This window comes from Pyramidobacter sp. YE332 (assembly GCF_033060595.1).
Lineage (GTDB): Bacteria > Synergistota > Synergistia > Synergistales > Dethiosulfovibrionaceae > Pyramidobacter.
In genome coordinates this window covers 2,744,214-2,758,417 of sequence record NZ_CP133038.1, presented here as the reverse complement: position 1 = coordinate 2,758,417, position 14,204 = coordinate 2,744,214, and the positions used below count along the sequence as shown (strand labels likewise).

Here is a 14,204-nt window from a genome sequence, read left to right as displayed (position 1 = left end):
GTATGGGGAACGAGTTCTGTTTTTTCGGGAAGCGGAAGGAATGTTTGCCTTTTTCCGACGGGAGCGGCGCCGTGCGGCGCCGCAGCACGTTTTGCCGAGGCAAAAGGCGGTTGCGTGACATGAAACGTTTGGCGTTTCTCGTTCTGTTGGTGGCGGCTATGGCCGGAACGGCGCGGGGTACTGAGATCGCCGTGGTGAACGCGGAGCGGATTCTCGATCAGTCGCTCCCCGGCAGGAAGGGGCAGGAGCATCTGAAGGCGGTGCAGAAGGTGCTGCAGAAGGGGTACGATGATCTGCGGGAACTGTACCGCGGCCGCGAGAACACGGCGGAGGCGGAGATCTGGCGCAAGAAGAACGCCAGGTATCAGGCGGTGATGGGGCGGCAGTTGTTCCTCACGGTCGATCCGCGGCTTGACTTCACTTCTGCGGTGATGAGAGAGATGAACCGGAAGACGCCGAAATTCCCCAAGCTGCCGGTAGTGACGGTGACTAAACCATCGTCGGGGGGAAAGAAAGTAGCTTCGTCAAAACCGAACGGCGGAAACAAAAGCTGCCACGGAGGCACGGAGAAAGTCAAAGACCTTACCGCGGCTTCACCGCGAAAAACGGAACTGGCTTGACATTGCGTCAAAGGCACGACGCTCGATTGGGCGTCGTGCCTTTTTGTCGGTACTGATCTTCAATTATGGTGACTTTGCCGCGAAGCGACAGTCCCGCCCTTTCTTTTGTTTTTCTCCGTGCCTCCGCGTCTTCGTGGCGGCCTTTGTTTTACAGCGCGTATTCGAAGAGGCGCACGATGGTGTCGCCGAGGTCGTCGTAGTGGACGCGCCGGGTTCCCGCAAAGGCGAAGCCGGCTTCGAGGTAGAGTTTTTCGGCGGCCAGGTTGCCTTCGATCACGTCGAGGTGAACGGCGCGCAGGCCTCGCGCGCGGGCGCGCTCGAACAGGGATGCCAGCATTTCCCGCGCCGCGCCCCGGCCGCGAAAGTCCGGGTGGACGGCGAAAAGGTGCAGCGCCGCGACCTGTTCGGGAGGCGCGCCCAGCGGCCACGGCACGCCGAGGTACATCTCGTCCTCGCCGCCGGTAACGGCCATGGCGGCGGCGAGGCGGCCGTCTTTCCAGCCGGTGAGGATCTCGCCGGCGGCGACGTGTCCTTTCAGGTCCGCGGCGGCGGGATAGACGCCGAGGTGCCAGTCGGGCCCGTATTCGTCGCGTTCCTGGGCGCGGCAGACGTCTTCGTAAAAGCGCCAGAGCGCGCCGAAGTCTTCCGTGCCGGCGGTGCGTATATGGTCGAGCATGGGCGGTCTCCTTCCCGGCGAACGGGCGTCACTCGACGGCGATCCAGTAGCGCTGGATCGTGCCCGAGCGCCCCATGCCGACGTCGTCTTCGATCTCGTTTTCCAGCACGCCGCCGTTGGCGGCGATCGTGCGCGCAGAGGCGACGTTGGCCTTGTCGCAGGTGAGGAGCACGCGATCGAGGTCCAGCTTCCGGCACTCTTCCAGGGCGAGGCGGAGCATTTCTGTGGCGCAGCCCCGGCGCCGCTGCGAGGGCAGGACGCTGTAGCCGATGTGCCCGCCGTAGCGGAGCAGGAAAGGGGTAAGGCGGTGGCGGATCTCGAGGATGCCGGCGAGCGTTTCGTCCTCCGTCCTCACGGCGAGGAACACCGAGGAGGGGACGTAGCCGTCGCCGTACTTTTTCGAAAGACGGTTTTCGAAGTCGAGCCACTCGGCGTAGTTTTCGACGTCTTCGAGCCCGGCGCAGCCGGCGAAATATTCGCCGTTTTCCAGAAAAACGCGGCGGTAGTCCATGACCTGCGCTTCGTGCGCCGCGTCCGGACGGATCAGTTTCAATCTGTTCATAAGGGGCCCCTCCTCTGGGCGATGTCCGCGCCGCGGCGCGGCGGGATTTTGTCGTTCATTATAGCGGCGCCCCCTCGTTCCGGCAAGCGCGCGGCGATATGCCTTGACTAATCCCGAGGCCGGTTGTTAAGATTTATTCAAGGCTTTGACACGGCCTTCAACACAGCATAAACTGAACAGGCCGTCCCCTCGGGGAGCGGGCCGGGCCGCCGCGGCGCGGCAGCGGACGACGATCCGCGGGACGGAAGCGATTCGAGCGCGTCCCGCGGATTTTTTCGTGCTCCGCGAGGCGGGCGGATCTCATGAAACCATCCGTTCAGGAGGAAATTGTCATGAATCGGGAAACGCGCGCCGACGCGCCGGAAAAAACTCAGTTCGAAAAAATCGCCACGCGCGTCTCCGTCGTCTGCGGCGCGGGCAATCTGCTGCTGGCGGCGTTCAAGTTCGCATCCGGCGCGATCGGGCATTCCGGCGCCATGATCAGCGACGCCGTCCACTCTACGTCCGACATCCTCGGCAGCGTCATCGTCGTCGCGGGAGTCAAGGTCTCGGCGCGGCCGTCGGACCGCTCGCATCCTTACGGGCACGAGCGGCTCGAATGCGTGGCGGGGCTGATCCTCGGCGGCATCCTGGCGGCGGTCGGACTGCTGATCGGCTGGGGCGCCGTGGAAAAGATCTGGAGCGGCGCGTACCGGAACATGCCGCAGCCGGGCGGCATCGCGCTCTTCGCGGCGGCCCTGTCGATCGCCGTCAAGGAGTCGATGTTCTGGTACACGTGGCTGCGGGCGCGGCGCATCGACTCCACGGCGCTGAAAGCCGAAGCGTGGCATCACCGCTCCGACGCGCTGTCGTCGGTGGGCGCTCTGATCGGCATCGGCGGCGCGCGCATGGGATCTCCGGTGCTGGAACCGGCGGCCAGCCTCGTCATCTGTCTGTTCATCGTCAAAGCGGCGATCGACATCTTCAAGGACGCCACCGACAAGATGGTCGATCACGCCTGCGACGAGGCTACCGAATGGGCGCTGCGCGAGTGCGTGGCCGCTCAGGCGGGCGTGCGCCGCATCGACCTGATGAACACGCGCGAGTTCGGCAGCCGCGTCTACGTCGACATCGAGATCGGCGTGGACGGCCGCTGTTCGCTGGCCGCCGCCCACGCCGTCGCCGAAAGGGTCCATGACGCGGTCGAAACGAACTTTCCGCAGGTCAAGCACGTGATGGTCCACGTCAATCCGCTTTGAGTCCTCGCGGAATAAAAGTCGCCGCTAAGCCGCGAAAAAGATATCATTTGTATGACATGCTTTTTGACTCGTTGTAAATACATGAACGAAGAAAAATGTTCCACGTGGAACGCTAAAAACGTTTCCTCTTTTGCCGCAGACGGCGGCGATTTTTTCTTCACGCCGCGACATCCTGGCGGTGGACTTTGCGCGGCTTTCCCCTTAAACTGACGATAGGTGCAAACGATCCCGATCTGCAAAGGAGGTCTTTCTCATGCGCGATTTTGTCTTTTCCTATCCGACCGTCACCTATTTCGGCGCGGACGCCGCCGTCCGCGCGCTGCGGGCCGAACTCCCCAAGTACGGCCGTACGGTGATGCTCGCCTACGGCGGCGGCTCCGTCAAAAGAAACGGCGTCTACGGTACGGTCATGAAGCTTCTGGGCGAAGCCAATAAAGACGTGGTCGAGTTCAGCGGCATCATGCCCAACCCGACGTACGCCAAAGTCCGGGAGGGCGCGCGCCTGGCCCGCGAGAAGCGCGTCGACCTGATCCTCGCCGTCGGCGGCGGTTCGGTGAGCGACTGTTGCAAGGTCGTGGCCGCTCAGGCCCTGACCGACGAAGACCTGTGGGAGATGAAGTTCCGCTTTCAGGCCGCCCCGGCGCAGTTCATCCCCCTCGGCGTCGTCGTTACCGTGGCCGGTACCGGCTCCGAGCAAAACGACATCGCCGTGATCACCAACGAAGAGAAGAAGATCAAGGGCAGCATGACCGGCGCGGCGCCGTCCTTCGCGGCGCTCGATCCCGCCTATACGCTCTCCGCGCCGAGGGCGCAGGTCCTTTCGGGCGCGTTCGACACGCTCTCGCACTGCATGGAGAGCTACTTCGGCAAGCCGCTCGACGACAACCTCACCGACGAGATCGCCGAGGCCATGATGCGCCACGTCATCCGCAGCACGCGCGCCCTCGTGAAAGATCCGGGCGATCTGCGCGTGCGCGGCGAGCTGATGTGGGCGGCGGCCGTGAGCGAAAACGGTCTGCTCAAGATCGGCAAAGTCACCGACTTTCAGGCCCACCAGATCGAGCATCAGGTCGGCGCGTACACCAACTGCAACCACGGCATGGGGCTGGCCGTGATCCAGCCGATCCTCTACCGTCACCTCTACAAGGCCGCGCCGCAGCGTTTCGCGCGCTGGGCGAAAAACGTCTGGGGCGTAGCCGACCGCGGCGACGACCGCGAGACCGCGCTGGCCGGCATCGCCGCGCTGGAACAGTTCGTGATTGACGTCGGCCTGCCCAACAGCTTCCGCAAGATGGGCATCGCCGACCGCTCCTTCTACAACGCCGTCGCCCGCAGCACCAACATCAAGGAAGGCTGCTGCCGCCAGCTCACCGTCGGCGAGATTTTCGACATCCTCACCGAATGTTATTGAGCCGGGCGCAGTCAGTTTTAAACGGAACCGACTGCGGAGAAGCGGCGAAGCGGAGAAAAGCGAAAATTGAATGATCAATTACAGAAAAAGAGTCGATGATCAACGTGACCATCGGCTCTTTTCATTGCTCAAAGAATCCCCTGACGGTCGTCGCCCGTCAGGGGATTTGTGTCGGTTGTCGTCTTCGTTTTCGCTTTTCTCCGTGTCTTCGTTTCTCCGTTGCGTTCTTAGGTTACTTGGTGCCGTCGGGACGGAGGAAGGGGCCTTTCCAGATCAGACGGCTCCACTCTTCGGGATAGGTTTTGTACTCCATGTTGGTGCCGTTCAGGCAGTATTTGGCGAAGAGACGGTTGCCCAGTTCGTTCCAGCCCTTGTGGCGGGCGACGGCGTTGCCGCAGGCGTAGTCGGTGATCAAGTCGAGAGCTTTGTCGCTCTGGCCGTTTTTGATCAGCTCGGCCGCCTGCTTTTGAATCTCGTGCGCCTTGACGTAATCGGCTTCCATGAGGGGCGTGCGGTAGTCGATGATCTCCTTGCGGATGTCCTGGTAGCGCAGTTCGGCGATGTGCTGCACGCGGATGCACTCCACCAGGCGGACTTGGGGTCGAAGGGGCCTTTGCGCGTGCCGGTGGTGAAGGGCTCGGGCAGAGCTTTCATGCTGGCCCAGAAGGGCGTCAGATAGGTGGTGTCGGCGGCGCCGTAACCGAACCAGACGATGCCGCGCACGGCTTCGGGCAGGGTGGGATCGACCTCGCAGATCTGCACGTAGGTGTGGCGGTAGTCGTTGATGGCGCGGGGGAATTCGTTGTCGTTCCAGCCCAGTTTGATCTCTTTGCGGTAGCGGTTGGGATTGCCGTAGGGACCGGCGGCGGGGCCTTTGCTGAGGTCGAACTCGGTGCCTTCGTACCAGTCGCCGTAAATACGGAACAGGTCGGCGACGGTGACGGGTTTGTCGGGCTTGACCGACTTGGGGAAATAGTGGGCGTAGGGATCGAGTTTGAGGGAGGGTGCGAAGAGGGTGAGCGCGCGCCATTCGCGCAGCGCGGAGTAAAGGCGCAGCGTGGGATAGAACACGTCGGCGGGGCTGAAGCTCTTCATGTTCACGTCTTTGGCGTCGATGAAGCCCTGCTCGACGGCGTACTCGACCATGCCGGGAGCGTAGGCGACGTTTTCCGTATCGGTCAGGTCGAGTTCGCGCAGACGGGCGCGGTTCGCGGCCACGAAAATCTCGTCGTCGGGCACGCGCCAGGCGGCCCACATCTTGTTGCCGTAGGCTTCGACGATCCATACTTCGTCGCCGTCGGTGATCGGCATGGTCTCGCCGGCCTCGTACCAGCCGTATTCGTCGATCAGATCGCCGATGACCTTTACGGCCTCGCGGGCGGTGCCGGCGCGTTCGAGGGCGATGTCCTGAACGATATGGCAGTTCGTCATGCCGAAAGCGTTGGTTTCCATGACTTCCAGCACTTTTTCGCTGCGTTTGTCGTCGGCGGTCATCGTCATGGTCGATTCGCCCATGGCCAGTCCCTTGTCGTTGAGGAACGAGTAGCGGCTGGTCAGATACTGATTGGTCTGCGGAACTTCGGGGATTTTGCCGATCACGCCGGGATCGGCGCCGGCGTCGCAGCCTTTGCCTTCTTTGAGCAAAAAGCGCTCAGCGCCCGCTTCATGCGACGCGGCGGGAATCAGGTGCAGCTGAAACGTGTCCGACATGGAGTCGCAGGAATGCGAAACCATGGCGTGCCCCGTCGCGGACACATTCTTTCCGACGCCAAAAACGGTGCAGCCCAGAGCCGCTTCACAGGTGATTCCGATCAGAAGGAGCAGAACGCTTAAAATTTCTTCGACATTGCATTGCCTCCTTTTCGTTTTGTGAAACAAGGTGCAATGAATCTAACATATATTTTATGAATATGTCAAGAAGCAGCGCTTCATCGTTTCCCGTTGAATAGAGACCGTACGGTCCCGTCCTTTTCACAGGGCTGTGCCGCAAACCGCGCGACGCATGTTTATGCGAGTCCTGTCCCCACGGCGCCGAAACTCTGCGTCAGTTCGCGGCGAAGCTCTTCAGCGCCGCGGCGATGCGGCGTACGCCTTCGGCCATCTGGGCGTCGGTCTGGCGCGCGAAGGTAAGGCGCAGCGAGAAGTCTTCCCCTTCGTAGTTGGGTGTGAAACACACGCCGGGGAAAAAGGCCACGTGCCAACGATCGCGGGCGCGCACGGCGAAGTCCATGGCCGAGACGCCGTCATGCAGGCGGCACCACAGGAACATTCCCCCAGCGGCGTTTCCCACGTCAGCCATCCCGTTGGGATCTGTGCGCTCATCAATCCAGTCAAAGCTGGTAACGTCGCTTCAGATCGCGGCATAACTCGGCGACGTGAGCGTCGAACTGAGGATGTTCGAGCACGCGCGCGGCGGCGCGGTGGAGCAGGGCGGGATAACACAGCGCCGTGGCCTTGAGCGTCATCACGGCGCGCTCGACCAGCTCGTCCGGCAGCACCAGCCAGCCGATGCGCATTCCCGGCGCGATGGTCTTGGAGAGGCTGCCCATGGAGATCGTGCAGTCGGGCGCCAGCGAATGATAGGAAGGCGGCGGCGCGGCGTCGAAGCTCAGCTCGCGATAGGGATCGTCCTCGACGATGAAGAAGCCGTACCGGCGCGCGATCTCCGCGACGGCGCGGCGGCGTTCGGGCGAGGTGCAGCGCCCCGTGGGGTTCTGAAGTTGGGGATGACATAAAGAAGCGCGGCCGGCACTTTTGCGCCAGGCGTTCGAGCTCGTCGGGCAGCGGCCCGCCGGCATCCATGGAGACGCCTGCGAGGCGCGCGCCGGATTTGGTGAAGCAGTCCAGCGTCTCCGGGAACGTGGGCGTTTCGCTCAGCACCGTGTCGCCGGGATCGATAAATAACTGGGCGAGCAGATCGGCGCCGCCGGTGCCGCCGTTGGTGACGACGATCTGTTCCGCCCGGATGCCGGCGCCGCCGTCGAGGCGGTTCTGGCGTTCGGCCAGGGCTTTGCGCAGTTCTTCGTCGCCCTGCGAACCGGGGTAGGCGAGTATCTGCGGCTCCTCGGCGAGCAGCTCGTCGAGGACGGCGCGCAGCAGGGCGCGAGGATAAAGATCCGCCGCGGGCTGTCCTGAGTTGAAGAAGATCATGTCCTTCGCGTCGCGCAGATGAAAGGCGTCCATCATGCAGCGGCGCAGGTTCTGGGCGCGGTGACTGAGTCTGTATTCCATGGTCAGGCCTCCTGACTGGGTTTTTCAAATTTGCGCCATTATAACATTTTCATACCGGCTTGATAAATATCCAGCGGAGAAACTCGTGGCTCTTCATGCGAACGATCCGTGCTAGAATAAAACAAAAAGGAAGACGAGCGCGGCTTGCGCCGCGCGGGATCTGATGAAAAGGAGAGATTCTGATGACTTTGAAGAAGATCGGTTTGTCGGGCTGGGCGTGATGGGGAGAGCGATGGCGGCGAACCTGATGAAAGCCGGTTTCGAGCTGACAGTCTATAATCGCACGAAAGCTTCCGCCGAAACGTTGCTGGCATCCGGCGCGGCATGGGCCGACAGCCCCGCCGCGGTGATGCGCGCGGCCGAGGCGGTGATCACGGTCGTCGGCTATCCGCGCGACGTGGAGCAGGTCTACTTCGGCGAAAAAGGTCTGTTCGCGGGCTTTGCTCTGGGCAAGCTGGTCATCGATATGACACCTCGTCGCCGCTGCTGGCCGCGAAAATCGGCGCCAAAGCGCGGGAGCTGGGCGGCGAGGCGCTCGACGCGCCCGTTTCCGGCGGCGACGTAGGGGCGCGCGAGGCCAAGCTGACGATCATGGCCGGCGGCCGGAAGCGGCGTTCAAGCTGGCGGAGCCGCTGTTCGCCGCCATGGGCAAAGAATGGAGGCTTCAGGGCACATGGGGCGCGGGGCAGCATACCAAGATGGCCAACCAGATCGCCATCGCGTCCAACATGATGGGCGTCTGCGAAGCGCTGGCCTACGCGCGCACGGCCGGGCTCGATCCGCAGTCGGTTCTGACCAGCATCTCCGGCGGCGCGGCGGGCAGCTTTTCGATGAGCAACTTGGCGCCGCGCATGCTGAAGGGCGATTTCAAGCCGGGTTTTACGTCAAGCACTTCATCAAGGACATGGGCATCGCCCTCGACTGCGCGCGGGAGATGAAGCTCGACCTGCCCGGGCTGGAGCTGGCCGACAAACTTTACCGCCGCCTGGCTGACGAAGGCGGCGAAAACGACGGTACCCAGGCGCTGTACAACTGTATCTTGCTTCGCGTGCTAGTTCCTTCGCAAACGACCCCGGCGTCGCGGCAGTGGCACCGGACGGCCATTGGGACGCTTTCCCTGGACAATGCTGCGGGTAAGCACGCTTTCTTTGACGCTGGGAATGAGGATTCCGGCGGTGTGCGCTTTCACAAGCCCGCTTTTCCGTTTCTTTGCCGATGCCTCATCGGAGTTGACTCGTTTTTGACTTTCAACCTCCTTCATCTCGATCCGTCTGCCCTTGGAAACACCCCAGATCCGCCGGTCGACGTTTCACGCACCTCAACCGTCGTTTGGGCCATCCCGAGGCAATCGTCCGCCGCCGGAACGTACCGACGACCTCCGTAGGAGATCATGCCGCCGTGATCCGTCCTGCGAGATTCGCGACGCGCAAAGAGAAAATCCAAATCGACTTTTCCTTCCGGCTTCACATAAACGTCCTCTCCTCAGCCGGATTGACGGCAAACTTCCGATTGTGCCTGGCGATGAGCTTGGGCAAAACCTCGTTGGCCGCCGTCTGCGTTTTTACCTCCTCGGCAACAACTGGGAAAAACGAGTGGAACACATAGGCGCGAAGAAAAGTTACAACCCGGAATCGGCACTCATTCTGTAAGCGCGAACCCCAAGCGCGCAAAAATCGGTGATCCGGCAAACGCACGCCCAACCATTCAGCTGTGAAGAAATTCGTCATACTATTCCTAGGCCGTCGCGGTTAATGGGAACACGGAAATCCCTGTAAGATACACTGTGAAAGCCACAAGGAAATAGAGCTTGCGACGAACTTCGCGGGAACGCTTCGAGAAAGCGGGGAAATACCGTCTCAAAAGTACCACTGTCGCGCTCCGCGAGGAGCGCGTGAATTGAAACAAATGAGTAACCGCACGACCATCTTCGAACAGCTGTCGCGCTCCGCGAGGAGCGCGTGAATTGAAACACCATGGGCGCGGGCATGGTCCTCAACGGCGTTGGTCGCGCTCCGGAGGAGCGCGTGAATTGAAACTCTGATGCAGCTTCGCGACGTCGCGAAGCTGATCGTCGCGCTCCGCGAGGAGCGCGTGAATTGAAACGGAGAAGTCTGAACTGGTGGTGCTCACGTCCGTCGCGCTCCGCGAGGAGCGCGTGAATTGAACGAGTGCTGCAAAGATGCTTGCGACCTCACCGCGTCGCGCTCCGCGAGGAGCGCGTGAATGAAACCGCAGCAAGCGGAACCGATGTTCCGAACGATAGCGTGTCGCGCTCCGCGAGGAGCGCGTGAATTGAAACGCGGAAGCTGAAAAGGAGGCGGGGAACGGCATGACGTCGCGCTCCGCGAGGAGCGCGTGAATTGAAACTGCGAGCGCTTGCTGCGCCTGTGCCACGAGGCGTGTGCGCTCCGCGAGGAGCGCGTGAATTGAAACCCGTAGCGGCTGGCGTCAATTCCAGCTTGTGCCCGTCGCGCTCCGCGAGGAGCGCGTGAATTGAAACCACGGAGGAGACGAAGACCACATCCGCCCGTGTCGCGCTCCGCGAGAGCGCGTGAATTGAAACCGCATGACGTGAGGCGCCCTCGGAGATCGCCAGGGTCGCGCTCCGCGAGGAGCGGTGAATTGAAACTGAGTCTCGACGATATGGACGAGCGCGCGCCGTGTCGCGCTCCGCGAGGACGCGTGAATTGAAACTCGTGAAAAACGTCTTCAGCAGGTAGCTCTTCGGCGAGTCGCGCTCCGCGAGGAGCGCGTGATTGAAACGACGACGCGGTCCCGCTGCGGGCCGTGGTCTCGTCGCGCTCCGCGAGGAGCGCGTGAATTGAAACGACTTCGGCGACGCGCCGGGGGTCTCGGCGTTGTGGTCGCGCTCCGCGAGGAGCGCGTGAATTGAAACGTCAGCCGTTCGGCGTCCAGCCCGGCAAAAAGCGGTCGCGCTCCGCGAGGAGCGCGTGAATTGAAACATCGGCGTCGCACGTGGATAACCTGAAAGATCGGTCGCGCTCCGCGAGGAGCGCGTGAATTGAACGTCGCTTACGCGCTGAATAACCCTCAAAGCGGCGGTCGCGCTCCGCGAGGAGCGCGTGAATTGAAACATGAATCTTAGCATACAGGAAATTGACTGTCAAGGTCGCGCTCCGCGAGTGTCGTTGTTCAGTGATAAAGTCACCATAACTGTTCCAAGAAAATGTCACTCTGAGATATACCGTTCATGAAACAGGAGCGAATGACATTGTCACAAAGGAACTGGATCGTATCAGGATTATCGGAGCGCTTGTCGACGGACGCATGACGAACAGGGAGGCGGCGGAAAAGCTGGGCTCTGTCAACGGCAAATCATCAGGATCAAGAAGGTTCGTCGCTCAGGGGGCGGGGCTTGTTCACGGCAACCGCGGCAGAACGTCTCGGCGCAGGATCGGAGATGAGGTTCGGGAGTCGGTGCTGAAGGCGTATGAGGAGGTCTATTACGATTTCAACTTCTCTCACTTTGCGGAATGCCTGAACGAACGGGAGGGGATCAGGATCAGCCGTTCGAGTGTCGTCCGCATCCTGAAGGACGAGGGGATCAGGAGCAAGAGAGTGTGCGGCGACGGCCGAAGCTTCACCGTTCCCGACCGCGGAAGGTGGCCGCGGGGATGTTGTGGCAGACTGACGCCACGTCGTTTGAATGTTTGGCAGGGGGACGGGCGTGCGACGCTGCACGCTTATATGACGATGCGACGGGGATGGTGACTGGCGCCTATTTCACTGAGAACGAATGTATGGCGGGCTATGTCGCCGCGCTGGGGATGGGGATCGAGGGTATGGCTGCCGATGGCGATTTACAGCGACCGGCATACGATTTTCCGCTCTCCAAGGCACGGGCGCAGGATGATGAGGATCGGATCGAAGGGAATGAAAGAACTAAAGGGAATGAAAGGAATGAAAGGAATGAAAGGAATGAAGAAAATGAAGGGAATGAGGCGGGGAAGGAGAGCCGTTAAGTTGTTCGGACGGGGCTGAAGGATCTGGATCGGGCAGATCTTTGCCTTGACGCCGGAGGCGAAGGGGCGTGTCGAACGTCTTTGGAACACGATGCAGGACAGGCTGCCGGGGACTGAGGCTGCTTGGCGTCTCGGATATCACGGCGGCCAACGAGGTTTTGCCCAAGCTCATCGCCAGGCACAATCGGAAGTTGCCGTCAATCCGGCTGAGGAGAGGACGTTTATGTGAAGCCGGAAGGAAAAGTCGATTTGGATTTTCTCTTTGCGCGTCGCGAATCTCGCAGGACGGATCACGGCGGCATGATCTCCTACGGAGGTCGTCGGTACGTTCCGGCGGGGACGATTGCCTCGGGATGGCCAAACGACGGTTGAGGTGCGTGAAACGTCGACCGGGCGGATCTGGGGTGTTTCCAAGGGCAGACGGATCGAGATGAAGGAGGTGAAAGTCAAAACGAGTCGACTCCGATGAGGCATCGGCAAAGAAACGGAAAAGCGGGCTTGTGAAAGCGCACAAGCCGCTCCGGACCACCATGGCGGCGTGGCGTCGTCAAAGGCAGGGATATCATAGCACAGTCGGGATAAATGTACGTTCGCGTAGACGTTGTTATGGGGCACGATGGGGAGTTCTTTCGAGGTGTCTGCTGTGATGAGAGTGTGATGGGGTGACTTTTCAATGAGCAGTTATGGTGACTTTTTTATTGGTATTGACAGGTCGCGCTCCGCGAGAGCGCGTGAATGAAACGCAAGCCCGAGCTTGCGCCGTGCTGATTCCGGAGGGTCGCGCTCCGCGAGGAGCGCGTGAATTGAAACACTGCGAACGACTGTCGCGCTGGCGGTCTACAACGCGTCGCGCTCCGTGAGAGCGCGCGAATTGAAGCAGCAACGACGACGAATGGGCCGACAAAAGCCGCTGTTGCACCTCACGGACGCGCGAATTAGCTGGCTGATTTACCAGTTGTGGTTGATTCTGGTTGCGTTCGATCTCGAGCGTCTTTTGCGGATCTTTCGCATTTCACCCGATCGGGCGATGTGGAATGGCGGCGGATAGGGTATATGCGACTATGAAAGATCGTCCGCGCGCGAATGTGCGGAGCTTTCAAACTGGAAGACAAGGGGAGATGGAGATGGGGATGGGACTCTTCGGCAACTTTTCGAGAAAAGATCTGTTCCATCTGCGGCGGCGAGATCGGCTGCTTGGCAATCGCAGGCTGGCGGACGGCAATCTGTGCAAGAAGTGCGCCAGAGCTTTCGCATGGTTCGATGAGCGCCGCGAGAGAGGTGGCGCAGATCGACGAACAGTTCGGGACCGCGAACGTAACCTCGAGAACTGCGCGGCTTCTCGAGCTCGCGCGAAGTCGGTAACGGTGGGCGGCTGATGATCGACGAAGCGGGGGGACCTTCGTGTGCTCGAAGATGCCGATGACGACCTGCTGGCCGTCAATCCCGACCTCGTCCTCTGGGCAGGTCGAGCGCGTCGAGCTGGAGGTGAGCACATCAGCCACAGGAGAAGCGCATGATCGACGGCAAGAAGCAGAGTTACGACCGCCGGTTTTCTTCATTACTTCGATTCTGGGAGTCATCACGACAGCCACCATGGGCGAAGCGGATCCGCTTCCGTCTCACGTCCTTCGTTGCCGTGCACGCGAAGCATTGCGCGCCGTCAGCCCATCTCGACGCGTATCACGAGGTAAAAGCGCACATTGAGCGCCTCCGCGGGTTCTTACCGACCTCGGCTCAACGCGCCGTCGCGCTCGATTATGCACCCGGCAGGAGCTGGACGAGTGCGACCGCTGTTGCGAATGCACGCGCTGATCCGGTCCTTGCTGGACGCATGCGGGCGGATCATAAAACTAAAACAGTTTGCCGGATCACTTCAAAGGAGAGATGAGAAGGCAATTTACTGACACCTGCGGAAAGAAGTTCGAAAACGACGAGCAGCACTTTTGCCCTACTGCGGTGCGACCGTCCCGTCGAACAGCCAAGCCGTCGTGAAGACGCCTGCAGACCGGATCCCAAGCGCGTGCGCGTTGACGAAGCGCGCGGTCGTGGCGCCGAAAAGACACAGCGCCGCGGAAGAGCCGCTTCTGGTTCTGGCTGGCTGTCGTTGTCGTTGCCGTGGCGCGGTGGGCTACTTCTTCCCCGCAAGCCGAGTCCCTTCCAGCGCCTCTTCGCGGCGAACCTTTCAGCGTCGTTTTCGACGACACCGTCAAGCAGATTGCGGCGCTCTTCGGCCGATAGAGGAAATCAGTCCGCCGCGGCGCCGGGAAAACAGAAACGTCGAGCGGCGGTGTCCGCGTGGAACGCGCCGCTGCGAAGAATCTGCCGACCTTCCGAAACGCAGGCGGAGCGAACGATACCCGTTCGCTCCGCCTGCGTTCGTTTTCAGGCACGGATAAAGAAGCCCTTCATAATCCTTCGTACTAATTCTTGATAGAAGTATTAACATAGTTTCTGGGCGCCGCGGGGAATTCAGTCGCTCAGAA

General features: G+C 61.1%; 18 protein-coding genes, 1 CRISPR repeat array and 1 riboswitch. Of the genes, 12 read left to right on the top strand and 6 right to left on the bottom strand.

Features of this window, described 5'->3' with window-relative positions; all coding sequences use genetic code 11:
• The first annotated feature begins 119 nt into the window (after window positions 1-119).
• Entirely contained in the window at window positions 120-620 is a 501-nt protein-coding gene (locus tag RAH42_RS12960) for a hypothetical protein (protein ID WP_317539679.1), read from the top strand.
• Window positions 621-768: 148 nt separating this feature from the next.
• Here RAH42_RS12960 and RAH42_RS12955 read toward each other — a convergent pair whose 3' ends face one another.
• Both RAH42_RS12955 and RAH42_RS12950 read right to left on the bottom strand, forming a co-directional pair.
• Window positions 769-1,296, bottom strand: a complete 528-nt coding sequence (locus RAH42_RS12955) for a GNAT family N-acetyltransferase (RefSeq protein ID WP_317539678.1) — start codon at window positions 1,294-1,296, stop codon at window positions 769-771.
• Between the two features lie 28 nt (window positions 1,297-1,324).
• Entirely contained in the window at window positions 1,325-1,858 is a 534-nt protein-coding gene (locus RAH42_RS12950) for a GNAT family N-acetyltransferase (protein ID WP_317539677.1), read from the bottom strand.
• 162 nt (window positions 1,859-2,020) lie between these two features.
• A riboswitch (NiCo riboswitch) is annotated at window positions 2,021-2,105 on the top strand.
• A gap of 85 nt (window positions 2,106-2,190) precedes the next feature.
• Here RAH42_RS12950 and RAH42_RS12945 point away from each other — a divergent pair.
• A complete protein-coding gene (locus tag RAH42_RS12945; protein ID WP_317539676.1) occupies window positions 2,191-3,096 on the top strand; it encodes a cation diffusion facilitator family transporter in 906 nt (301 codons plus the stop codon).
• A gap of 253 nt (window positions 3,097-3,349) precedes the next feature.
• Window positions 3,350-4,507 carry an iron-containing alcohol dehydrogenase gene (locus RAH42_RS12940; RefSeq protein WP_078016980.1) on the top strand — a complete coding sequence of 386 codons (1,158 nt, stop codon included), beginning with the start codon at window positions 3,350-3,352 and terminating at the stop codon, window positions 4,505-4,507.
• A 232-nt stretch (window positions 4,508-4,739) separates the two neighbouring features.
• Here the strand turns inward: RAH42_RS12940 and RAH42_RS12935 are convergent, their stop codons facing one another.
• From RAH42_RS12935 to RAH42_RS12920, 4 genes are all read right to left on the bottom strand, one after another.
• Window positions 4,740-5,009: a hypothetical protein gene (locus RAH42_RS12935; RefSeq protein WP_317539699.1), complete on the bottom strand. Its 270-nt coding sequence runs from the start codon at window positions 5,007-5,009 to the stop codon at window positions 4,740-4,742.
• On the bottom strand, window positions 4,955-6,241 hold the full coding sequence (locus tag RAH42_RS12930; protein ID WP_317539698.1) for a C69 family dipeptidase: 1,287 nt from the start codon (window positions 6,239-6,241) through the stop codon (window positions 4,955-4,957). Before RAH42_RS12930 ends, RAH42_RS12935 begins: the two co-directional genes overlap by 55 nt.
• A 310-nt stretch (window positions 6,242-6,551) precedes the next feature.
• Entirely contained in the window at window positions 6,552-6,806 is a 255-nt protein-coding gene (locus RAH42_RS12925; RefSeq protein ID WP_317539697.1) for an aminotransferase class I/II-fold pyridoxal phosphate-dependent enzyme, read from the bottom strand.
• A gap of 31 nt (window positions 6,807-6,837) precedes the next feature.
• Window positions 6,838-7,305 carry an aminotransferase class I/II-fold pyridoxal phosphate-dependent enzyme gene (locus RAH42_RS12920; protein ID WP_317539696.1) on the bottom strand — a complete coding sequence of 156 codons (468 nt, stop codon included), beginning with the start codon at window positions 7,303-7,305 and terminating at the stop codon, window positions 6,838-6,840.
• 596 nt (window positions 7,306-7,901) lie between these two features.
• On the opposite strand from RAH42_RS12920, the gene RAH42_RS12915 reads away from it, so the two are divergent.
• The 9 genes from RAH42_RS12915 to RAH42_RS12880 all read left to right on the top strand — a co-directional run bounded on the left by RAH42_RS12915 (window position 7,902) and on the right by RAH42_RS12880 (window position 13,609).
• Complete coding sequence (locus tag RAH42_RS12915; RefSeq protein ID WP_343228912.1) at window positions 7,902-8,303, top strand: NAD(P)-binding domain-containing protein; 402 nt, start codon at window positions 7,902-7,904, stop codon at window positions 8,301-8,303.
• A complete protein-coding gene (locus RAH42_RS13240) occupies window positions 8,222-8,470 on the top strand; it encodes an NAD(P)-binding domain-containing protein (RefSeq protein ID WP_343228920.1) in 249 nt (82 codons plus the stop codon). The genes RAH42_RS12915 and RAH42_RS13240 overlap by 82 nt, the downstream gene beginning before the upstream one ends.
• Window positions 8,383-8,676: an NAD-binding protein gene (locus RAH42_RS12910; protein WP_317539695.1), complete on the top strand. Its 294-nt coding sequence runs from the start codon at window positions 8,383-8,385 to the stop codon at window positions 8,674-8,676. The genes RAH42_RS13240 and RAH42_RS12910 overlap by 88 nt, the downstream gene beginning before the upstream one ends.
• Entirely contained in the window at window positions 8,634-9,122 is a 489-nt protein-coding gene (locus RAH42_RS12905) for a hypothetical protein (protein WP_317540265.1), read from the top strand. Before RAH42_RS12910 ends, RAH42_RS12905 begins: the two co-directional genes overlap by 43 nt.
• Before the next feature lie 486 nt (window positions 9,123-9,608).
• Window positions 9,609-10,898: direct repeats of the CRISPR family, unit length 27 nt; unit sequence GTCGCGCTCCGCGAGGAGCGCGTGAAT.
• A 128-nt stretch (window positions 10,899-11,026) separates the two neighbouring features.
• Complete coding sequence (locus RAH42_RS12900) at window positions 11,027-11,470, top strand: hypothetical protein (RefSeq protein WP_317539694.1); 444 nt, start codon at window positions 11,027-11,029, stop codon at window positions 11,468-11,470.
• Window positions 11,464-11,721, top strand: a complete 258-nt coding sequence (locus RAH42_RS12895) for a hypothetical protein (RefSeq protein ID WP_317539693.1) — start codon at window positions 11,464-11,466, stop codon at window positions 11,719-11,721. The genes RAH42_RS12900 and RAH42_RS12895 overlap by 7 nt, the downstream gene beginning before the upstream one ends.
• 225 nt (window positions 11,722-11,946) lie before the next feature.
• Window positions 11,947-12,093: a hypothetical protein gene (locus tag RAH42_RS12890; protein ID WP_317539692.1), complete on the top strand. Its 147-nt coding sequence runs from the start codon at window positions 11,947-11,949 to the stop codon at window positions 12,091-12,093.
• Window positions 12,094-12,845: 752 nt separating this feature from the next.
• On the top strand, window positions 12,846-13,097 hold the full coding sequence (locus RAH42_RS12885) for a hypothetical protein (RefSeq protein ID WP_317539691.1): 252 nt from the start codon (window positions 12,846-12,848) through the stop codon (window positions 13,095-13,097).
• A gap of 137 nt (window positions 13,098-13,234) precedes the next feature.
• Complete coding sequence (locus tag RAH42_RS12880) at window positions 13,235-13,609, top strand: hypothetical protein (protein WP_317539690.1); 375 nt, start codon at window positions 13,235-13,237, stop codon at window positions 13,607-13,609.
• Window positions 13,610-14,204: the final 595 nt, after the last annotated feature.